This window comes from Mesorhizobium sp. M7D.F.Ca.US.004.03.1.1 (assembly GCF_003998635.1).
In the GTDB taxonomy this organism is placed as follows: Bacteria; Pseudomonadota; Alphaproteobacteria; order Rhizobiales; family Rhizobiaceae; genus Mesorhizobium; species Mesorhizobium loti.
In genome coordinates this window covers 1-20,742 of record NZ_RZQG01000019.1, presented here as the reverse complement: position 1 = coordinate 20,742, position 20,742 = coordinate 1, and the positions used below count along the sequence as shown (strand labels likewise).

Genomic DNA, 20,742 nt, shown 5'->3' with positions numbered 1-20,742 from the left:
CCTTGGCGGAACGCTCCTCCTGTCCGAGGTCAAACAACTCCGCCTCGACCTTGCTCAACTCGTCGACGGCTTCGTTCAGCCGCACTGTGCTCAGGTTCAAGATTTGCATGTCAATCTCGGCCATGGCGCTTCTGGCACGAGCGATTGCCGCGAGGTTGGTAGCGCGCTCCCCCTCGATCTCCTGCTGTTGTCGTCTGAGCAACAGGTTCCGCTCGCGGGTGGTCAGCCCCTTATCGAGCAGAGTCTGAAGGTCCTTGTTTTCACCCTCGATCGCCTCGATCTGCTTGTCCTTGGTGACGATAAGCTGCTCTAACCCCGTTATCTCTTCCTCGGTCTGGTGACGGCGCTGGCTGAGAATTTCCTGCTCGTCGGTCAAGTTGTGGTGCTTCGCCGCGAACACGTCACGCTGCGAGGCAACCGCGTCCTTTGCGGCATTGGCGGGGTTTGCGAGCAATGCCGGATCAAACTCGATCTCGGCCTTGCCGTCGCGCTCGGCCCTGAGACGCGCGGCAAGCGCCTCTCGCGTTGCTATCCGGTTCTGGATCAGGTCGAGCTGCGCCTTTGCCTGCGTGGTGTCGAGCCGGATGAGGACCGTTCCCGCCTTGACGATATCCCCGTCGGCGGCATTCAACTCCGCGATGATGCCGCCCTCGAGGTGCTGGATGAGCTTGCGGTCGCCAGCAACCTTGACGACGCCCGGTGCCACCGCGGCGCTGTCCAACGGTGCCAGCGCCGCCCAGCCCCCGGCCACCCCGAAGAACAGGAACATGATCGCGAACCCGGCGCACGTCACGCCCATGAGACGCAGGGGTATCGGTTCCAGCAGGGAGGGCGGCGGGACGGGTAACGGCACGACGTTCATATCTGTTCCCATTTCATGCCTGGTTCGCCACGATGGTCGTGCCCAATGCGCTTGGACGCGACGTACGTTTTGAAGAGGGACGTGGCCCGTTGCTGACGCCGAGCACGGCGGCGGGGATTTCCGGCGTCGAATCAGCCGGCATCTGAGTTACCTGGTGAGTTATCGGGCGGATGCGCGCGGCGAGTTCGTTGAAGACATAGTCACGTGAACCGAAGAGGTCTTGTTGGCCCCGATTGAGGACCAATATCTTGTCGACCTTCTCCATGATGTTCGCTCGGTGTGCGATCAGGATAATGGTCGCGCCCGCCGTCTTGACCGCGCCGAGGGCTGCGATCAATGCGTCCTCACCCTCGCGGTCGAGGTTGGAATTGGGCTCGTCCAGGATAATGAGCGGCGGGTCGCCGTAGAGTGCCCGCGCCAGCCCGATGCGTTGGCGCTGCCCACCCGACAGCACCGCGCCGGATTCGCCGATCTCGGTGGCGTAACCCTTCGGCAGTCCTTTGATCAGTTCGTGAACTCCCGCCAACTGCGCGGCCTTGACCACGTTGTTGAAGACCGCTGGGTTGATATTCGCGAAGCGGCAGATGTTTTCCGAGACCGTACCGGCGAAGAGCTCGATGTCCTGCGGTAAATAACCGACATAATGACCACGGTCCTCCGCCGCCCATTGGGCAACGTCCATCCCGTCCAGCAACGCACGCCCCCCGGATGGGCGCCAGGCACCGGCCAGTATCCGCGCCAGACTGGTCTTGCCGGCCCCGCTCGGGCCGATCAATGCCATTGCCTCACCCGGATTGAGCCGGAAGCTGACCCCCTTCAGGATATGCTCGCCGCCCTGTCGGGCAAGCACGAGATTGTCGGCCTCGAACCTGCCTTTCGGTCGTGGCAGCGGCATAACCGGCGTGGCCTCCCGGTGTTGTCCGGCGACTGCGGTGAGACGCCGGTAAGCGGCACGCGCTCCGACCGTCGCCTTCCATGTGCCGATCGCTTGCTCGACCGGCGACAACGCGCGCCCCATCAGAATCGAGGCGGAGATCATGATGCCGGGTGAAGCCTCGTTTCGAAGCACCAGATACGCACCAAGGCCCAGTATGGCCATTTGCAGGGCCAGCCGGTGACAACGCGCGATGGCCGCGATGACGCTGCCACGATTGGCGGCAAGAACTTGTCCTTTGTTGGCCTCGTCTTGCTGTGCCTTCCAGCCCTCCAGCAGTGGCTTCAACATGCCCATCGCCTGTACGACCTCGGCGTTGCGGATCGCCGCCTCGGCTTGCACATATGCCCGTGACTGTGCGCTTGCGGCCTCGTTCAACGGCTTGCGTGTGAGGTATTCGTTGAGCAACGCCAACGCAAACAGGACGATCCCGCCGCACAGCGCCAACCAGCCCAGCCAAGGATGCATGACGAATATGGCGGCGAAAAACAGCGGTGCCCAGGGCGCGTCAAGGATTGGGAAGATGCTCGGGCTGGTGAAGAAATTTCGTACTTGATCCAGGTCGCGCAGCGGACGGGCGTTGGCATGACCGGGCGCCGAGGCGGCATACTCTACCGATGCTGTCAGGAGAACCGGTGCCAACCGTGCGTTCATCCACGATCCGACGGTGGCCAGGAGACGCCCGCGGACCACCTCCAGCCCCGCCATTGTCACGAGCGCCCCTGCCGCCATCAGCGACAGCATCACCAACGTCTCCAGACTGTGGCTGGACAGCACGCGGTGGTAGACTTGGAGCATATAAAGCGCCCCGGTCAACATCAGCACGTTGATGCCGCCGCTGAACCAGATAAGCGGCCGGATGGCGCGTCTGGCCTCTTTCATCACCACCTGCAGGGCAGGGGGCTGTTGGCTGGTTTTCATCATCTGGATGACATCTCCGTGCGACAGATGCGGAACGGGGGCAGCATTGGCCGCCCCCGTTGGTCAAGCGTCAGGCGACGTCAACAAGTATGTGCTGCATCGCTGTCTGGTCCGCGTCCGCGTCCGCCACCTGGAAGGCGAAGTCGAGGTGGGCATCCGGCGTCTGGGTCGAGGTCGAGGTGAAGCCGATGTCCGTGATCTTCAGCACGTCGTTGTCGGTGGGGTCGAAGTTCACCAGGTTGGTGGTCGCATTGCTGCCGCCGCTAGCGCCGGTCGTCGGGTTCAGGTTGATCGCCGTGCCGTTGCCGGTGATGCCGTTGCCCGACTGCATGATCTGGACACCCTGCAACACGAAGTGCTCGCCGGCAGCGTTGTAGTCGTTCTGCTCGATGATGACGAGGCCGTCATTGTTGTCGAGCGTGAACTCGCCGCTGTACGGGGCCGGGACGTGACCCATCTTGAAGATGTCGGCGTTCTGCACGTACATGGCCCGCGTGATCGAGACATCGTCGGCTGTGGACGCCGTGCCCTTGTCGTCGATCAGGTTGAGGATCAGCATCAGGTCCTCGCTGTTGCCGATGCCGTCGAACTTGATGGCCATGGTGCCGGCGGTCGCTGTCGGGGTGATGGCCTCGTTCGCTATACCGACGTTGCTGTCGAAGAACCGCAATGTGAGCAGTTCGCCTTTCTGGATCGTGTCACCGGCGACACCGTTGGTGCTCTGCGTCGCGGACACCCAGGTTTCATTGGCGTTGCTCACCATCTCGTGACCACCGAGGGTGAAGGTGGCGTCGCCGGATGACCCCTCGCCATTGGCGGTCAAGCTGAACGGGTTGGCTTTGTTGATCAAGTTGCCCGTGAACTGCACGTAGAAGTTTTCGTTAGCCGGCGTATTCGGATCATCAGCCTGCAATTTTTCCAGCACGATCGGCGGGTGGCCCGTGTTGCCGAGGGGCTCCTTGGACAAGAGTTGACTGGTGTGGATAACGTCGAAGCTGAAGCCCTCGAGAGGGTCGGTCAGGTGGATGGTATAAGTATCGGCAATCTTGTCGAAGACGAGGGTGCCGCCCGCCGTGCCCGTCTGGACGCCAGCCGCCGGATCCTTGTCGTAGGTGAACGTGAAGTTGAACGTCGCGGAGGTAAGGCTCTCCGATGCCAGCGTCACCTCCGAGGTGAGGATGTTACCACCGCCGCCGCCGGTGATCGTGCCGGTGAGCCCGATCTGGACGCCGGCAAGCGCGCCGTTCTGGTCGACAAAGTCGGAACCGCCGCCCGCATAGAACGCGGCCGGATGAGCATCCGCGCCGATGTCGTAGCCGAAGGCTCCGGTGGCCGACGCGTTGAGCGTGTTGGCCAGAGTCTCGGGGGTCCCAGGAACGCCGGTCTGGTCACCGTCGAACGGCACCGTGATCGTCGGCGCATCATCCTTGAAGACAAGGCTTGTACCGATGTTGACACTGTCCGAGGCCTGGTCGCCGTCACCGTCGGTGATGATCGCCGTCAAGGTGACGAGATCGTCGGACGCCAGCGATGTTTGCTGATCCGGCCCGGTGTCGGGCGAGTGTATGATAGCCCGTGCCTGATCGAGTGTCACGGTTCCGTCCGCAGCCACGCTCACCGTGAACACGATATCGCCAGCGGCTGAACCGGCACGACCGACGACCTCGCCTCCTTCGACGAAAAGCAGGACGGACAGGCCGGTCAAGGTGTCGGTTAGGCCGCTAACGTTCGTGACCTGATTGATGCCGAGCGCATAGCTGATGGCGTCACCATCTGCGCCGGCATTCGGGGTGAAAACAGTCGCGAAATCCGCGCTGTTGGCACCCAAGTTGGACTCGTCAACGGTCAGCGTCGGCTCGGTGCCGGTGGTGGAGATGCTCGGGCCGTCGTCCTTGAAGTTGAGGTTCTGGCCGATGTCGAGGCTGGCCGACAGGTGGTCACCGTCCTTGTCGGTGACGGTCGCGGTGAGCGTGACCAGATTGTCGGCGGTCAGGCTGGTGCTGTCGTCGGGGTTGCTGGTGTTCGCATGGACCACCGCGCGGAGCTGATCGAGGGTAACGTCGCCGGCGGCGCTGACGGAGACCGTGAAGACGAGGTCGTTGGAGCCGGAGGTGTGGCCTTCAACGACGCCGCCATTGAGCGAGAGGATGACCGCCTGGCCGGTCGCCGTGTCGACCAGACCCGAAGGGCCTGCCACGACGCCCAGCGCATAGGTCAGCGTGCCAGCGCCGTCGGCGCCGAAGGCCGAAGTGAAGTTGCCTGCAAAGCTCTTCGTGTCGTTGGTCGTAAGAACCGACTCGTCAACGGTCAGCGTCGGTTCGGTGCCGGTGGTGGAGATGCTCGGGCCGTCGTCCTTGAAGTTGAGGTTCTGGCCGATGTCAAGGCTGGCCGGCAGGTGGTCACCGTCCTTGTCGGTGACGGTCGCGGTGAGCTGGATCAGATTGTCGGCGGCCAGGCTGGTGCTGTCGTTCGGGTCAGTGGTGTCCGAATGGACCACCGCCCGCGATTGGTCGAGTGTCACGTTGCCGGCGGCGTCGACCGAGACACGGAATACTTCGAGCCCGCCCGACGCCGTGGTGCCGATCACCACACCGCTGGCATTCAGATTGAGGACCACCGCCTCGCCGCTTTGAGTGTCGACAAGACCGCTGACGACATTCGTGCCGCCGCCAAGGACGCCAAGCGCATAGGTCAGCGTGCCGGCGCCGTCGACGCCGAAGGCCGAACTGAAGTTGCCTGCAAAGCTCTTCGTGTCGTTGGTGGCAAGAGCCGACTCGTCGACGGTCAGCGTCGGCTCCGCACCGGTGATGGAGATGCTCGGGCCGTCGTCGTCGAAGTTGATGTGGGAGCCGACCTCTTCGCTGTAGGCGTTGGTGCTTGTCGACGAGAAATGGAACTCGCTGATGTCGCATCCTTCGTTCGAATCGACCCCCTTGACCTGCAACCGATCCATTGGGCTGCTGGTGGTGATGTCGACGGTGGTGGTGTTATCGAGCCCGGTGATGGTCACGGCGTTCCCGGTCCCGCTGAGCCCGGTGACGGTGACGTTGCCGCTTGCCGTGGCATAGGTGCCATCGACGGTGATGACGGATGCAAACCCCGATGTACCCGTCAACTTGATGCCGGTGATGTCCACGGGGCTGGTCGCAGTGCCGTCAAAGAAGTCCGTGCTTTGCTCGTTGCCCGTATTGTTGAAGGCACTGATGCTGACGTCCACACGCGCAGTCGGAGTGGAAGGCGTGATCTGGCTGATCGTGAACCCGGCCTCCGTGATAGTCTCGAGATGGCTGCCGTACTGGATTTGCGACGCACTACCTGCGTTCAGATTGCCGCCGGTCACAAAATCGACCTGCAGCGTTTCGTTTGGATTGATGCTCTGGTTGTTGATGCCGAAGCCCTGTTCGCTCACGTTGGCGGTGCCACCGTTCAGACCTATCACCAGAAGCTGCTTGGACGCGTCATTGGACGAATTGATCAGGTAGAAATCATGATTGCCGGGCGCGGCGGCCGTGCCCGCGAAACCAGCCACGCTGGTGCCCGTGACCGAGGCGAACACCTTGTCAGTCAGATCGATACGGTCGTCCGGGTTGGTCGCGTCCGGATGGAGCAAAGGCACATACTCGACCGTGTAGAGATCCGCATTGGTGGTGCTGGTGGGGATCAGCGCAAACGAGAAGGCCAGCGGCCCGGTCTCGGCGGGCTCGGCGGTCGCGTCAGAGGTGCCAATGACGCCAATCACGACGTTTGGATGCGTTGGATCCTGGAACAGCCAGACATAATTGCCATCGACCGTCTGAATGCCGCTGTTCACGCCGACGGTGGTGGAAAACGGGGTGCCGGACAAGTTCTGGGAGAGAGCGACCGAGGTGATGGTTTCGCCCGCGCTCGCCGAGGCCACCACGAAGTTGGTCTGGAAGGCGACCTCCGGTGAGGGCAGCCCGCCAGCCGCGTCGAGACCCAGGAGATATGTCAGCGTGGTGTCGGTGTTGTACGGCGCAATGGACGGGTTAATATCATCGTCCTGAAGGCCGATGGTTTCGTCGATGATGATGTCTTGGGTTGTGATATCGAGTGCCATGGAGATTCTCCCCCTGTTCAAAACGCATCAAGAAAAGGGGGTCATCCCCTCCAGATGCTGGATGCCCCTACCCGAGTGCACCCGCTGACCCGCTGAATTGCGGCCTTTAATCCTCCATTGTGTCGCCGACGCAGAGGGCGCGTCCATTCCCGGTTCGATAGTGTTAGGGTGAATGGCCGTACCTGATCGAACGATATATATCCTTCGATAGATCAGGCTGGCGCGGGCGGTGGTGCGGGCCTTACGGCCGATGGCGTCAGGCGGCTTTCCGGCCTGTTGCCGTCATCATGTCGATGTCAGCTGAAGGCGATGGTCAGATCAGGTCGGTGCGGCGCGTTGCTGGAACGTCCGCGCCTTTGCCATGCGCCACCCAGGCCAGTTCCGCTCGGCTGCCGAGGTGTAGCTTCTCGTAGACGTGATGCAGGTGCATCTTCACCGTGCCTTCGGATACGTGCAGCCGTTGCGCGATGGTCTTGTTGCGCAACCCGCGCGAGACGAGATCGGCGATCTCGGTCTCCCGCCCGGTCAACCTGGACGTCGGCTGCGGCTGCGATCGGGGCATCAGCAGTTGCTGGACGATGTTGTTGTCGATCCACTTCTTGCCTGTCGCCACCGCATTCACGCATTCGATGAGATAGCGGTGGCTGATGCCGTCCAGAAGCAGGCCGTCGACGTCGAGCGTCTGTATTTCCTTGATATCGAGCCTGCCGGTTGGCTGCACGATGAAGATGATGCCGAGAGCGCTGTTGCAGGCCTTCAGCCGGGAGGAAAGAGCTGATGTCTGGGGGTCCGCGATATCCAGGCCGACGATGACGATATCAGGCCGTTGGCGCTCCACATGAGGGAGAACGTCGACAGGGCGGCGGCACTGGGCGACAACATCGTGTCCAGCCCTCTGCAACACCCACTCCAGACCGGCGAGATACACCCCCCGCGGGTCCGCGACAACCAAAGTCGACATACGAACACCGTCCGGTAAAAACGCAACTAACTTGGTTAAGTACCCGTTAAATCAGGAAACCAGAGCTTAGACTGTTTGTCAAGTAATAGCTAATATAGTGACTGCTATAAAAATAATCTGAGGCTGTCAGGTCGGCCGGCCCGGGATTTCGCCGCCGTACGATGTTGCTCGGCGGATTGCCTTTTGATGGCGCAAGGCGCGTTTTCTCCACGCTGACTGCGAAGTCAAACCTCGCCTAAGATTGCGACAACTTCTGACCAAAAAAAGTGCTGCCAGCCCAACCTGGATACATTCGAGGCAATGGCGGCGGCCCGGAGCGGCTGCGTGCTAAGTTCTTGGTAACTCTCACCAGTCGAACACTATTCGAAGGTCAAAAAAGGCATTGGCTTCTCGTGTCGTCCATAGATGCTGGGGCTGACATCGAGGCGAGTCCAAGGAGCTGAGACCAGCATGGCCACTGTCCTGAACGCCAAGGGCGTTCCACTTCCCTACAGCGGGTCCTCGACCAAGTGGTACTCGGCGACGAATTCCGGCCCGGCGCTCTATGGCAGCATCTACAACGACTCGCTCCATGGCGACAGTAATGTCAGCGTCACGATGTATGGCGGCAAGGGCGATGACATCTACTATCTGTATTCCACGAAGAACAAGGCGGTCGAGCTGGCCAACGAGGGTGTCGACACCATCTCGACCTGGATGAGCTACAGGCTCCCGGCGCATTTCGAGAACCTGACGGTCACGAACGACAAACACTATGCTTTCGGAAACGAGCTGAACAACATCATTACCGGCGGCTTCGGCCAACAGACGATCGATGGCTTAAAGGGCGACGACGTTCTCAAGGGTGGATCCGGGGCGGACATTTTCGTCGTGGCCCCCGGCAACGGCAGTGACCTGATCCTGGACTTTAGCGTCGAGGATACAGTGCGCATCGGGAGCTACGGCTTCACCTCCTTCAAACAGGTGCACGCCAACATGGCCGGCCTTCTGGCTTTTGCCGGCGGACGGCTCCTGGCCACCGGAACTGGACATCATAGAGATGACCGGTCAGGATCCAAACAAGCTCCTCATGACAAGCCACTCGAACGAGACGGGAACGCATACGACAGCGGCATCGATGCCCTTTGCCTCGGATACCGCAGGGTTCCACAAATACGGTGTGCTGTGGACGGAAGACGAACTCGTCTGGTATTTCGACGACGTCGAAGTTGCCCGTGCCGCAACACCTGCCGACATGCAAGAGCCGATGTATATGCTGGTCGATCTGGCAGTGGGCGGCATCGCGGGGGCGCCCGCCGACGGGCTTGTGACGCCCGCGCAAATGCATATCGACTACATCCATGCCTATTCGTTGAACGATTGGGTTATCTAGGCGCAACACCTGACGCTGGGGTCGGCACGGACACATTCGTCATCAAACCATATCGGGCACCTCCCGTAGGACGTCCAATCGTTCGACGGACCATTGCCGAAAACATGGCGCTTCAAACCTCAGATGGCCCCGGACGAGATATTGACGGGGCGGGCGCTGCCCGGCGGGCACGATCTCATCGTCCATCTGCCGGAAGGCTACGACGCGCGGATCGGCCCTCGCTCGGGACCGCCGGGAGCACTGCTCAGAGCCACCCATGGCTATCGCGAAATCACTCCATCTGCTACCGTCCACGCCATTCCAGACTTCATCTGGGAGTATCGGCTTAGACAGCCTATGAGGGGCACCAGGCGATGACCCGCGACCAGATGCTCGCCCACCTGCGCGCCGCCGATGCGGTAGCGCGCGAAACCGCCACGCACGGGCATCATCCTTTCGGCTGTGTGCTCGTCGGCCCTGACGATCGCATCCTCATGCGGCAAGGCAACATCAACACCGTGCGCCACGCCGAAACCGAACTCAGCCGACGTGCCGCGGACGCCTATCCGCCGGATTTTCTCTGGTCCTGTACGCTGGTCTCAACCGGCGAGCCCTGCGCCATGTGCACCGGGACGCTCTACTGGGCGAATATCGGCCGGCTGGTCTACGGCTTCGAGGAGACCAAGCTTCTCGCGCTGACTGGCGACCACGCCGAGAATCCGACGATGGACCTTTCCTCGCGCACGGTGCTCGGCTCGGGGCAGAAGCAGATCGCTGTCCACGGCCCCTTCCCCGAGATGGAGGAGGAGCTCCTCGCCCCGCATCTCAGTTTTTGGCGGCGCTAGGGGCGGCAGAACTTTTGCCTGGGAGGCCGGCTGCCACTCTGTCGATTGGAACGATGGTAGCGGGAGAGCGCTACCGCCTTTCCCCACACTCGTCGGATCGGCGGTTCCTGCTCCGTTGTCTTGGATGAGCATTCATTTTTGAACTGCCCCTCTACTCAATGTACGAGTTGGTCATCTAGTCCCAGCATTTGGATTCGAAGACCTCGTTTTGTCTGCAGCCGAAATCGTCAGACTGGCAGCCCTAGTTGTTTTCTCAGGCTCTTGTCGAATGCGGACGCGGGGACGAAGCGTCGCAGGAAACTTACCTGACGCGCCATTTTTCCCGCCGCATAGCGTTTCTTCGGAGTGGGATCGATCGCAGCGGCCAAAATGGTCTTGGCTACCACTTCGGGCGCGTCGCCTTTTTCCATCGATTTCCGAACGGACATAGTCATGCCAGCGCGCGCGGAATCATAGATATCAAGCAACTGATCGGGGGCGGCGAGATTGTCCTCGAATGCCGTACGGGTATAGGCGGGCTCCACCAACGACACGCGAATGCCGAACGGGCGCAATTCGTGATCGAGCGACTCGGAATAACCCTCGATGGCATGTTTGGTCGACGCGTAAAGTGCGAAATAGGGAGCGGGGATGAACCCCTGTACCGAACTCAAATTAACGATTCTGCCCATTCCTTGGCGTCGCATTGTCGGCAACACCGCGTTGGTCACGCGGAAAACGCCGAAGACGTTCACGTCGAACAGCGCCTGAGCCTGGGCGATCGAGGACTCCTCCGCGCCACCAAACAGACCCATGCCGGCATTGTTGACAAGCAGGTCGATGCGTCCGGCCTTGGCCAGAACGTCATCGACCATTTTCGCAACGGACGCGTCGTCGGTCACGTCGCACGTCAGCATGGTAACGCCGTCGGATTGGTTGGAAGCAGTGCGACGACTGGTTCCGAATACGCGATAGCCCGCGCTTAGCAAGGCGTCGGCGGTAGCCCGCCCGATGCCGGAAGATGCCCCTGTCACAAGGGCGACGCCAGGATTGGTCTTGTTCATGGAAATTATTTCTTTCTTTGTGTTGAACCGGAGTTGGAGAACCATGGAAGGTCGGTGTGAAGGGTGCCAATCATGAGCGCCCCTGGCGCTCGCGTCGGGCCGCTGGGGCGGTCCAGCGCCTGAACAAGGCGCTGGCATTCACGCCGCCAAAGCCGAAGCCATTGGAGATCGCATACTCCATCTCCATTGGCCGGGGCTCGTTTGCGACGAAGTCGATGCCGTCGGCGGCCGGATCGGGAGCGCTCAGATTGAGCGTCGGCGGCGCCACCTGATCCCTGAGCGCCAGGATCGCGAAGATGGCTCCAAGCCCGCCGGCCGCGCCCAGCAGGTGTCCGGTCGCCGATTTCGTTGCGCTGACGGCTATCGCGAAATCGCGACCGAATAGGCTCTTGATCGCTTCGATCTCGCCCAGGTCGCCGACTGGCGTGGAGGTCGCATGCGCGTTGAGATGACGAACCTCGTGCGGCGAAATCCCCGCTTGCGCAATCGCGATCTCCATGGCCCGGCGCGCACCGCCGCCGTCCTCAGGCCCAGAGGTGACGTGATGAGCATCCGCCGTCGTGCCGTAGCCGACGAGTTCGGCGAGCGGTTTTGCGCCGCGCGCCAGCGCGTGGCTCAACGCCTCGATGACCAGCACGCCGGCTCCTTCGCCCATGACGAAGCCGTCCCTCGATACGTCGAAGGGACGCGAGGCTTGCGCCGGCGCCCAATTGAAGCCGGTTGAAAGAGAGCGTGCGGCAGCAAACCCACCGAGACTGACGATGTTCATGCATGCTTCCGTGCCGCCGCACACGGCAATATCAGCTTCGTTCGCGCGGATGAGACGGGCCGCGTCGCCGATCGCCTGGATGCCGGCCGCGCACGCCGTCACCGGTGCGCCCAACGGACCTTTGAAGCCATGACGGATTGAGATCTGGCCCGCTGCGAGGTTCACCAGGAAGGATGGCACCGTAAAGGGCGACAGGCGGCGGGCGCCACGCAGGTCGACCGTGCGCACCGCCTCGGTGATGGCGGGGAAGCCGCCGACCCCTGAAGCGATGATCGTTGCTGTGCGCAGGCGATCCGTTTCCGAGGCAGGCTTCCATTTCGCCTGCGCAAGCGCCTCTTCCGCCGCGGCCAGCGCAAAGAGAATGAACCGATCTACCTTGCGCTGATCCTTCACGGACAGGACGCCGTCAGGATCGAAGCCAGCGTCGGGGTCTTCTTTCAAGGAGGGAACCACGCCGCCAATCTTTGCCGGCAGGTCTCCCACCACATCGTCCGGAAGCCTACGGACGCCCGAACGACCGGCCAGCAGGCGCGACCATGACGCTTCGACATTGGCAGCAAGGGGCGTGACCGCCCCCATGCCTGTAACAACAATCCGTCGCATCTATTCTCCTATCACTTGGGTGCGCCGACAGCACTGCCCACGCCGTTCAAGCGGCGACTGCTTCGCGAACCTGATCGGACGCCGCATCCAGAAAAGCCTGCGCAAGGTCGGGGTCGTTGACGACCCGTGAGAGCAGCACCGCCCCGACCATTGTCGACAGAATGGCCATGGCCTTGCCGCCGGTCTCCTCGCCGTCGGCCTTGCCAACCCAACTAGCGAGCATCTCAAGGTATTCCTTGATCCCGGCTTCGAATGACGCCTTCACCTCGGCGCCCTGCCTGGCAGCATCCGAGCCGAGCGCAACGACCGGGCAGCCGTCCATCCTTTCTCCGCGATGGTCCATGCTGAGATAGAATGAGATCACCGCCTCGAGTGGATTCTCAGGGTTTGCCGCAGTTGCGTCCGACCATCTGTGGGTGGCGCTCTCCATCGCCCGCCTGGACGCCTGCGCCGCCAGGTCCTCCTTTGACGCGAATTGCTTGTAAAAGGCGCCCTGGGTCAGCCCCGCGCCCTTCATCAAATCCTTGAGGCCGATGCCGTCAAAGCCGCGCTCCCGAAAAAGGCGGCTTGCCACATTGATCACGGTTTCGCGGTTTTCTGCGGCTTGAATTCGGCTCACGCGCATCGTCGATCTCCTTTTTGATTGCGTTCGTAATCTATAATCGATATAGAAATCGAACGCAATCTAATTTGAGATGAGGCGACGAGCGTGAAAAAGAGAACCGTTATCGTATTGGGATCGACCCTGACGGCGATGTCATGGGTGGCGGCATTCGCCACGTTTGCTACTCCCGCGCAGGAAGCTCCTTTGGTGACCGACCCAAGGCAGGAGGCACCATTCGTCAGACTTGTGTCGGCAGCGCCGGTCACCGAATCAGAACGTGGCTTCACCGGCGTCATCGGGGCGAGGGTGCAGAGCAATCTGGGCTTTCGGGTTCCCGGCAAGATCGTGGAACGGTTGGTGGACGTTGGTCAGCAGGTCAAAGCCGGTCAGCCGCTGATGCGGATTGATGATACCGATCTGCGCCTTGCGCTTTCGGCGAAGCGCAATGCCGTTGCGGCAGCGCGGGCAACAGTCGCTCAGACACAGCCGGATGAACGGCGATACGCCAGTTTGCTTGGCAGTGGGTGGGTTACACCGCAGCGCTACGAGCAGGCGAAGGCTGCGATGGATACAGCCCAGGCGCAACTTGCCGCCGCTGAAGCCGACGCACGGGTCGCCGAGAACGAGGCGGCCTATGCAGTCCTGTTGGCGGACGCGGATGGAACGGTGGTCGAAACGCTTAGCGAGCCGGGGCAGGTCGTCGCAGCCGGCCAGCCAGTGATCCGGACCGCCAAGGCAGGCCCGCGCGAAGCGGTTGTCGCCCTTCCCGAAACGATCCGGCCGGCGATCGGCTCGGCGGCTGAGGCGAGCGTGTATGGTGGCGATGAGCGTCGTTATACAGCGCATCTGCGGCAGCTGTCGGACTCCGCCGATGCCCAGACCCGCACGTATGAGGCGCGCTATGTGCTCGACGGCGAAGCTGCCGCTGCACCACTTGGCGCGACGGTTACCGTTCGGCTCGCAAGCCAGGCGCAACAGCCAGAAGTCCAGGTGCCACTGGGAGCCGTGCTCGATGACGGCCGCAAGACTGGCGTTTGGGTGTTGGACAGCGCCACCTCAACCGTACACTTTCAGCCCGTGCAACTCGTTCGTGTAACCAGCGAAACCGCTGTGATCTCCGGATTGAACTCGAACGTTCCCATTGTGTCGCTCGGCGCCCACCTCCTGCAGGAGGGCGCTCGCGTCCGGACCGAGTCCGAAAGCGGGAGCAACTGATGAGCTTTAATCTTTCCGCGATCGCCGTTCGCGAACGCGCCGTCACCCTATTCTTCATCCTCTTGCTGGTGGCTGCCGGAGCCTACGCCTTCCTTATGCTCGGCCGGGCCGAGGACCCTAGCTTCACCATCAAGACCATGACGGTTACGACGGCATGGCCGGGCGCGACGGCGCGCGAGATGCAGGATCTCGTCGCCGAACCGTTGGAGAAGCGGCTTCAGGAGCTGACCTGGTACGACAGGGTGGAGACGACCACACGGCCAGGTTATGTGTATATGACGGTCACGCTGAAGGACAGCACACCGTCATCCGCCGTGCAGGAGGAGTTCTACCAGGCTCGCAAGAAACTCGGTGATGAAGCCCGCAACCTGCCGCCCGGCGTCTTCGGCCCCTTCGTGAACGACGAATATTCGGATGTGAGCTTCGCCCTTTATGCGCTGAAGGCCAAAGGCATGCCGATGCGGGAGCTGGCGAGGCAGGCCGAGGTGATCCGCCAGGACCTCCTGCACGTGCCCGGCGTCAAGAAGATCAACATCCTTGGTGAACGTCCCGAACAGATATTCGTCGAGTTTTCCTACGCCAAACTGGCAAACCTCGGCGTGTCGGCACAGGACATCGTCGGTGCCTTGCAGCGGCAGAACACCGTCACGCCAGCAGGTTCGATCGACACCCTAGGGCCGCGCCTCTTCATTCGGGTCGACGGCGCCTATGACAGCGTTCAGGCGATCGCCGACACCCCGATTGTCGCTGGGGGGCGGACGCTGAAGCTATCCGACATCGCCGAGGTCAGCCGCGGCTATGAGGACCCTCCCACATACCTCATCCGACGCCAGGGCGAGCCCACCATCATGCTCGCGGCCGTTATGCAGGAGGGCTGGGATGGTCGCGCGCTCGGCAAGGCCCTGGAGGACAGGACTGCCGCGATCACACAGACACTGCCGCTCGGCATGACGCTCGACAAGGTGTCCGACCAGGCTGTCAACATCACCTCGGCGGTCGACGAATTCATGTTGAAGTTCGCGATGGCGCTCGGCGTCGTGCTGCTGATCAGTCTGCTTAGCATGGGCTGGCGCGTCGGGATCGTCGTGGCGGCTGCCGTCCCTCTGACGCTCGCCGTGGTCTTCCTCATCATGCTGGAAACCGGCCGGTTCTTCGATCGCATCACGCTCGGCGCCCTCATCCTGGCGCTTGGTCTTCTCGTGGACGACGCCATTATTGCTATCGAGGTGATGGTGGTGAAGATGGAAGAGGGGATGGACCGCATTAAGGCGGCGGCCTATGCATGGAGCCACACTGCGGCGCCGATGCTATCGGGAACTCTGGTGACGATCGCCGGCTTTGTGCCGGTGGGTTTTGCGCGCTCGACGGCTGGCGAATACGCCGGCAACATCTTCTGGGTCGTGGGGTTCGCCCTCATCGTCTCCTGGATCGTCGCGGTGGTCTTTACGCCCTATCTCGGTGTCAAGATGCTGCCCGCGATCAAACCGGTCGAAGGCGGTCACCACGCTATTTACGACACGCGTAACTATCGACGTTTGCGGCGGGTCATCACGTTTGCTGTGCGCCATAAGTTCGTAACCTGCGGTATCGTTGGCATAGCCTTCGCGCTTTCCGTCGTCGGTATGGCCGGCATCAAACAGCAGTTCTTCCCGACATCCGACCGCCCTGAAGTGTTGGTGGAGGTTCGCCTGCCGGAAGGTGGTAGCATCGAGACAACGACCGCTGCGGTCGAAAAGCTCGAAAATTGGCTGGACAGCCAGCCCGAGGCCAAGATTGTCACGAGCTACGTCGGCCAGGGCGCTCCGCGCTTCTTCTTTGCGATGGCTCCGGAACTGCCTGATCCTGCTTTCGCCAAGATCGTCGTGCTGACCCCCGACGCGGAGGCGCGTGAGGCGTTGAAGCACCGGCTCCGAGAGGCAGTGGCGCAAGGGCTTGCGCCCGAGGCGAATGTCCGCGTTACGCAGCTCGTGTTCGGCCCCTACACGCCGTTCCCCGTCGAGTTCCGGGTCATGGGCCCCGATGCGACGCAGCTCTACAGCATTTCCGAAAAGGCTCTCGACATCATGCGGAGCGTCCCGGATGTGCGGCAGGCCAACCGCGACTGGGGCAACCGCACGCCCGTGCTTCGCTTTGTCCCCGATCAGGATCGACTGAACCTCATCGGCCTCTCGCCGGCGGAGGTGGCTCAGCAACTGCAATTCCTTCTCACCGGCATCCCCGTTACGCAGGTTCGCGAGGACATCCGCAACGTCCCCATCGTGGCACGCAGCGCCGGCGGCGAGCGGCTGGATCCGGCGCGTCTGGCGGATTTCTCGCTGATAAGCCGGGACGGCCGCTCGATTCCGCTCGACCAGATCGGGCATTCGGAAATCCGTCAGGAGGAGCCAATCCTGAAGCGCCGTGACCGCACGCCCGTTGTCACGATCCGCGCGGACATCAATGAAGCTACCCAGCCTCCGGAGGTCTCCAAGCAGATCATGCAGGCCCTTCAGCCGCTGATTGCGTCTCTTCCGGTCGGCTATCGCATCGAAATGGGCGGATCGATCGAAGAGGCGGAAAAGGCCAACACCGCGCTGGCTAAAGTCTTCCCGGCCATGATAGCCGCCATGTTGATCGTCATCATGCTCCAGGTGCGATCTTTCTCCACGATGTTCATGGTCATGCTGACAGCACCGCTTGGCCTTGTCGGAGTCGTGCCGATGCTGCTCACCTTCCACCAGCCCTTCGGCTTCAACGCCATTCTGGGTATGATAGGACTGGCTGGCATCCTGATGCGCAACACGCTAATCCTGACCGAACAGATCAAGGAGAACCGCGCAGCCGGCATTGACGACTATCACGCCGTCATCGAGGCCACGGTGCAACGCACACGGCCCGTCATTTTGACAGCACTTGCCGCCGTGCTCGCCTTTATTCCCCTCACGCACTCCGTCTTCTGGGGCTCAATGGCCTATACGCTGATCGGCGGAACGGCGGCCGGCACGGTGTTGATCCTGCTCTTCCTGCCCGCGCTCTACACCGCGTGGTTCCGGATCAAGCCGACTGCGGATGAGGTCCCGACGGCGGATGAAATCCATGAGGTTTCGACGGAGGAACTGGAAATGCGACCAGTCATGGCTGCTGAGTAGGGCACCGTTGCCGAGCCTCGTTTGTCTGCACGGGGCGCTGGCGGGTTCGTGTGTCGATGCTAGTGAGAGCAATCAGTATGGCCAACGGTAGCGGATGCCCACGTAACCGATTGATCTTATTGACAAAATGGTAGCGGGAGAGGGACTTGAACCCCCGACCCCAGGATTATGATTCCCGTGCTCTAACCAACTGAGCTACCCCGCCAGGGCGGCGAAAGGCCCGAAATCCGCCTCAAATCGAAAGGCACGTCGGGGGCGTTCGCCAAGGTCGCGCGGATATAAGGTTGGGAGGGTGAGCCTGTCAAGCTTCGAAGCAGCCGGCTTGCCGGCTTATCGTCATTATCGAAAAGCTTTGCCGCGCAGACATTTGGTTGCTGCCGCCGGGGTTGAGTTCGACGGGGCACGTCGCTATGTCTCGGCCACGAGTTTTTAGAGTTTGAAACAGATGAAGCCGCGCATTGCAGTCCTCGGTTGCGGATACTGGGGCAGCAACCACATCCGCACCCTCAAGGCGCTCGGCGCGCTGCACGCGGTCTCCGACACCAACCGGGCCCGTGCCGAAGGCTTCGCCAGCGAACAGGACTGCCTGGCGATCGAGCCGGACCAGTTGTTCGTCCGTGACGATATCGACGCCATCGTCATGGCGCTGCCGCCGCAATTCCATGCCGACCTTGCCGTGCGTGCCGTCGAGGCCGGCAAGGACGTGCTGGTGGAAAAGCCGATCGCGCTGACGGTGGCGGATGCCGAGCGTGCGGTGCAGGCGGCCAAGGACAATGGCCGGGTCTTCATGGTCGGCCATGTCCTGCGCTTCCACCCCGCCTTCGAGACGCTGAAAGGGCTGATCGACAAGGGCGAACTCGGCGAAGTCCGCTACATCCACTCGCACCGGCTCGGCCTCGGCAAGTTCCACACCGAGAACGATGCTCTGTGGGACCTGGCGCCGCACGATCTGTCGATGATCCTGGCGATCACCGGCACAGAGCCGATCGAGGTTCGCGGCGAGGGGGCCGCCCTGCTCGACAATCTCAGCGACTTCGCGCATCTGCACATGCGCTTTCCCAACGGCCTGCGCAGCCATCTCTTCACCTCGCGTCTCAATCCCTATCGCGAGCGGCGGCTGACGGTGGTCGGCACCAAGGCGATGGCGGTGTTCGACGACGTCGAGCCATGGGAACGCAAGCTTGCCGTCTACCGCCATGCGGTGTGGCAGGACAGCGGCCAATGGGCCTTCACCACCAATGAGCCGTCCTATGTCGCGGTTGCCCAGGGCATGCCGCTGACGCGCGAGCTGGAGCATTTCATCCAGTGCATCGAGACGCGTGCCGAGCCGCGCACCAGCGGCGAGGAAGCCATCAGGGTGCTGCGCATCCTGACCGCGGGCACGGTCACGCACACCAAATCCTGAGACCGTTTGGAAATTCCACTCCGGCGGCCATCTAGTGGCGTTTTCTGCGCTTCCCAGTTCTACTGCGTCGACGCAGTAGAACTGTGCTCACGGACCCAAATGTCCGCTCATGACTCGCCAGAGCGAATTTCGAAACGGTCTCCGAGAGGACGGAGCCCCTACTCCGCGGGAATCTGCGTCGGCCTGGCGGCCAGCCGGGTCAGCATGGCCTCGGCCTCGGCGCCACGCTCCGAACGCTCGATGAAGCCGCCGCCGAACACGCGGGCCTCGTTGCCGTCATCGGAATAGAGCACGCAGGCTTGCCCGGGCGCGATGCCGGACTCGCCGTCGACCAGTTCCACCCATGTGGCGCCTTTGCCGTGATGCAGCACGGCCGGGCGCGGCGGTCGCGTCGAGCGAACCTTGGCGAACAGTTCCAGGCCGCCAGCGGGGACATCTGTGAGCGGTCCGTCGCCCAGCCAGTTCATATTGCGCAGATAGATCTTGTGCGTCTCCAGCGCCTCGCGCGGGCCGACCACGACACGGGCGCGGTCGGCATCGAGATGGACGACGTAGAGCGGCTCGCCGGAAGCTATGCCGATGCCACGGCGCTGGCCGATCGTGTAGCGCAGGATGCCCTCATGGCGGCCGAGCACGCGGCCGTCGATGTGGACGATGTCGCCCGGATTGGCGGCAGTCGGCTTCAGCTTGGCGATGATGTCGGAATATTTGCCCTGCGGCACGAAGCAGATGTCCTGGCTGTCCTGCTTGGCGGCAACCGTCAACCCCATCTCCTCGGCAATGGCGCGAACCTGTGGCTTCGACAGGCCGCCAAGCGGAAAGCGCAGATAATCGATCTGTGCCTGCGTGGTGGCGAACAGGAAATAACTCTGGTCACGGTCGGCGTCGACTGGCCGGTAGAGCGCGCGGTGGGCGCCATTGGCACCGGAGCGGATGTAATGGCCGGTGGCCAGGGCGTCGGCGCCAAGCTCCTTGGCGGTGGCCAGGAGGTCGGCGAACTTCACCGTCTGATTGCAGGAAACGCATGGGATCGGCGTCTCGCCGGCGACGTAGCTCTCGGCGAAGGGATCGATCACCGCCTTGCGGAAGCGCTCCTCGTAGTCGAGCACATAATGCGGGATGCCGAGCGTCTCGGAGACACGGCGGGCATCGTCGATGTCCTGCCCGGCGCAGCATGAGCCGGCCCGGTGCGTCGCCGCGCCATGGTCGTAGAGCTGCAAGGTGACGCCGACGACATCATAGCCCTCGCGCTTCAGCAGGCCGGCGACGACCGATGAATCGACACCGCCCGACATGGCGACGACGATACGGGTGTTTTCGGGACGTCCGGGAAGATCGAGGCTGTTCATGGTTCTTTCGTTCTGCACGGCGTCTGAATGCCAATGACGCGAATATAGGTCAAGCTTTGCGGCTACGCCAGCTTGCAGGGCGGACCGACAGGCGGCGACCGGTTCCGGTGAACGGGTGGATTTTTCGCGCACTGCCGCCGCTTCCAGGCGGATGTTTCAAATGCCAGCGAAAAGACTAACGCGGCGTTCATGATCCTTACCTAGTCATTAGGGTCTGCTTAGGCAATTTTTAAAGCTGTGGCGGTAACGTGGCGGGGATTGGGTCTTTGAGTTTTTTGTAGAGAGTACGATGACCGATCTGGTTAGACCGAGAGTCAAATATGTTATCGGGCCTGACGGCAGCCCACTTACGATTGCCGATCTGCCGCCGACGAATACACGTCGCTGGGTTATCCGGCGCAAGGCGGAAGTGGTTGCGGCCGTGCGCGGCGGGCTTTTGAGCCTGGACGAGGCTTGCCAACGCTACAAGCTCACCACCGAGGAATTCCTGTCCTGGCAGGCGTCGATCGACGAATATGGCCTTGCCGGGCTGCGCACGACACGCATCCAGCAATACCGGCACTAGCAAGATTTGCTTCTGGAACGGCGGTCGTGAATCGAGGGGCGGCGCAACCGTCCTTTTTTCGCTCGCGGGCCGGTGAGCGCGGCCCCCCTCGATCGCCACAACGCAAGCT

13 protein-coding genes, 1 tRNA gene and 1 pseudogene are annotated in these 20,742 nt (G+C 62.1%); 6 read left to right on the top strand and 9 right to left on the bottom strand.

All coding sequences use genetic code 11. From position 1 onward, the window contains the following. From EN935_RS02690 to EN935_RS02675, 4 genes are all read right to left on the bottom strand, one after another. Positions 1-862: biotin/lipoyl-binding protein (locus tag EN935_RS02690; protein WP_206534487.1), on the bottom strand; the 862-nt coding region annotated here is incomplete at its 3' end. Positions 863-875: 13 nt separating this feature from the next. Continuing rightward, positions 876-2,717 carry a type I secretion system permease/ATPase gene (locus tag EN935_RS02685; protein ID WP_245468987.1) on the bottom strand — a complete coding sequence of 614 codons (1,842 nt, stop codon included), beginning with the start codon at positions 2,715-2,717 and terminating at the stop codon, positions 876-878. A 70-nt stretch (positions 2,718-2,787) separates the two neighbouring features. After that, entirely contained in the window at positions 2,788-6,795 is a 4,008-nt protein-coding gene (locus tag EN935_RS02680; protein WP_127373156.1) for a DUF5801 repeats-in-toxin domain-containing protein, read from the bottom strand. 313 nt (positions 6,796-7,108) lie between these two features. Next, positions 7,109-7,756 carry a response regulator transcription factor gene (locus EN935_RS02675; RefSeq protein WP_109659573.1) on the bottom strand — a complete coding sequence of 216 codons (648 nt, stop codon included), beginning with the start codon at positions 7,754-7,756 and terminating at the stop codon, positions 7,109-7,111. 450 nt (positions 7,757-8,206) lie between these two features. Between EN935_RS02675 and EN935_RS02670 the strand changes: the two are divergent. Further along, positions 8,207-9,128: pseudogene (locus tag EN935_RS02670) on the top strand (family 16 glycosylhydrolase). Between the two features lie 353 nt (positions 9,129-9,481). After that, positions 9,482-9,952: a nucleoside deaminase gene (locus tag EN935_RS02665; RefSeq protein WP_109659575.1), complete on the top strand. Its 471-nt coding sequence runs from the start codon at positions 9,482-9,484 to the stop codon at positions 9,950-9,952. Between the two features lie 227 nt (positions 9,953-10,179). Here EN935_RS02665 and EN935_RS02660 read toward each other — a convergent pair whose 3' ends face one another. From EN935_RS02660 to EN935_RS02650, 3 genes are all read right to left on the bottom strand, one after another. Continuing rightward, positions 10,180-10,995, bottom strand: coding sequence for an oxidoreductase (locus EN935_RS02660; protein ID WP_127265531.1), 816 nt, complete (start codon positions 10,993-10,995; stop codon positions 10,180-10,182). A 70-nt stretch (positions 10,996-11,065) separates the two neighbouring features. After that, the gene (fabF, locus tag EN935_RS02655) at positions 11,066-12,367 is read right to left on the bottom strand and encodes a beta-ketoacyl-ACP synthase II (RefSeq protein ID WP_127373155.1); all 1,302 of its coding nucleotides are present in this window, start codon (positions 12,365-12,367) and stop codon (positions 11,066-11,068) included. Between the two features lie 46 nt (positions 12,368-12,413). Beyond that, complete coding sequence (locus tag EN935_RS02650; protein WP_127263247.1) at positions 12,414-12,992, bottom strand: TetR/AcrR family transcriptional regulator; 579 nt, start codon at positions 12,990-12,992, stop codon at positions 12,414-12,416. Positions 12,993-13,076: 84 nt separating this feature from the next. Between EN935_RS02650 and EN935_RS02645 the strand changes: the two genes are divergently transcribed. Together EN935_RS02645 and EN935_RS02640 are read left to right on the top strand one after the other, a co-directional pair. Continuing rightward, entirely contained in the window at positions 13,077-14,186 is a 1,110-nt protein-coding gene (locus tag EN935_RS02645) for an efflux RND transporter periplasmic adaptor subunit (protein ID WP_164548763.1), read from the top strand. Next, complete coding sequence (locus EN935_RS02640) at positions 14,186-17,314, top strand: efflux RND transporter permease subunit (RefSeq protein WP_127263248.1); 3,129 nt, start codon at positions 14,186-14,188, stop codon at positions 17,312-17,314. Before EN935_RS02645 ends, EN935_RS02640 begins: the two co-directional genes overlap by 1 nt. A gap of 128 nt (positions 17,315-17,442) precedes the next feature. Here the strand turns inward: EN935_RS02640 and EN935_RS02635 are convergent. Beyond that, positions 17,443-17,519: transfer RNA gene (locus EN935_RS02635), tRNA-Met, on the bottom strand. A gap of 240 nt (positions 17,520-17,759) precedes the next feature. Here EN935_RS02635 and EN935_RS02630 point away from each other — a divergent pair. After that, positions 17,760-18,719: a Gfo/Idh/MocA family oxidoreductase gene (locus EN935_RS02630; protein ID WP_109659590.1), complete on the top strand. Its 960-nt coding sequence runs from the start codon at positions 17,760-17,762 to the stop codon at positions 18,717-18,719. 158 nt (positions 18,720-18,877) lie between these two features. Here the strand turns inward: EN935_RS02630 and mnmA are convergent, their stop codons facing one another. Beyond that, complete coding sequence (gene mnmA, locus EN935_RS02625) at positions 18,878-20,068, bottom strand: tRNA 2-thiouridine(34) synthase MnmA (RefSeq protein ID WP_109659592.1); 1,191 nt, start codon at positions 20,066-20,068, stop codon at positions 18,878-18,880. A gap of 289 nt (positions 20,069-20,357) precedes the next feature. On the opposite strand from mnmA, the gene EN935_RS02620 reads away from it, so the two are divergent. Further along, positions 20,358-20,633 carry a DUF1153 domain-containing protein gene (locus EN935_RS02620; RefSeq protein WP_013529904.1) on the top strand — a complete coding sequence of 92 codons (276 nt, stop codon included), beginning with the start codon at positions 20,358-20,360 and terminating at the stop codon, positions 20,631-20,633. The last annotated feature ends 109 nt before the right edge of the window (positions 20,634-20,742 follow it).

Bases quoted from the DNA above. Each gene is read 5' to 3' on its own strand.
- EN935_RS02685 (WP_245468987.1), bottom strand. From the start codon at position 2,717: ATGAAAACCAGCCAACAGCCCCCTGCCCTGCAGGTGGTGATGAAAGAG.
- EN935_RS02680 (WP_127373156.1), bottom strand. From the start codon at position 6,795: ATGGCACTCGATATCACAACCCAAGACATCATCATCGACGAAACCATC.
- EN935_RS02675 (WP_109659573.1), bottom strand. From the start codon at position 7,756: ATGTCGACTTTGGTTGTCGCGGACCCGCGGGGGGTGTATCTCGCCGGT.
- EN935_RS02665 (WP_109659575.1), top strand. From the start codon at position 9,482: ATGACCCGCGACCAGATGCTCGCCCACCTGCGCGCCGCCGATGCGGTA.
- EN935_RS02660 (WP_127265531.1), bottom strand. From the start codon at position 10,995: ATGAACAAGACCAATCCTGGCGTCGCCCTTGTGACAGGGGCATCTTCC.
- fabF (WP_127373155.1), bottom strand. From the start codon at position 12,367: ATGCGACGGATTGTTGTTACAGGCATGGGGGCGGTCACGCCCCTTGCT.
- EN935_RS02650 (WP_127263247.1), bottom strand. From the start codon at position 12,992: ATGCGCGTGAGCCGAATTCAAGCCGCAGAAAACCGCGAAACCGTGATC.
- EN935_RS02640 (WP_127263248.1), top strand. From the start codon at position 14,186: ATGAGCTTTAATCTTTCCGCGATCGCCGTTCGCGAACGCGCCGTCACC.
- EN935_RS02630 (WP_109659590.1), top strand. From the start codon at position 17,760: ATGAAGCCGCGCATTGCAGTCCTCGGTTGCGGATACTGGGGCAGCAAC.
- mnmA (WP_109659592.1), bottom strand. From the start codon at position 20,068: ATGAACAGCCTCGATCTTCCCGGACGTCCCGAAAACACCCGTATCGTC.
- EN935_RS02620 (WP_013529904.1), top strand. From the start codon at position 20,358: ATGACCGATCTGGTTAGACCGAGAGTCAAATATGTTATCGGGCCTGAC.